1 protein-coding gene is annotated in these 388 nt (G+C 61.1%); it reads right to left on the minus strand.

The window, feature by feature from the left end; all coding sequences use genetic code 11:
* Nucleotides 1–368, minus strand: a 368-nt coding sequence (locus AC1DUE_RS20630) for an extracellular solute-binding protein (protein WP_477041264.1), incomplete at its 3' end; no start/stop codon positions are given.
* Nucleotides 369–388: the final 20 nt, after the last annotated feature.

The following is a 388-nucleotide window of genomic DNA, read 5'->3' on the forward strand; positions in this document are numbered from 1 at the left end:
AGATATGCGTCCAGCGGCCGCAGATAGCCGGCCTTGATGTCGGAGTTGATCCGGAAGGTGTCCTCGTAGACCAGATCCGGTGCCGTCTTCGGCGAGCGCATCATCTGCTGCACCTTGGTGGCGTAGTCGTTGTCCGCCGCCTGAATCGGTATCAACTTGATCTTCTTGCCGGGGTGTTCCTTCTCGAACTGCTTCTTCACGGACTCGAGATAGGCGTCCTTGAAACGGATCTTGTTGTCCGTTGAACGGTTGTACGCGACCTTCACGGTGTCCGGATCACTGCCGGAACCGGAGGAGCAGGCGGTCAGCGAGCCGGCAGTCAGAACGGTGACTGCGGCGGCGAGGATCAGTGGGGCGGTGGGGCGCACGGGCACGACCTCCTCATAGC

It is taken from the genome of Cellulomonas sp. P4_A2 (genome assembly GCF_056402515.1).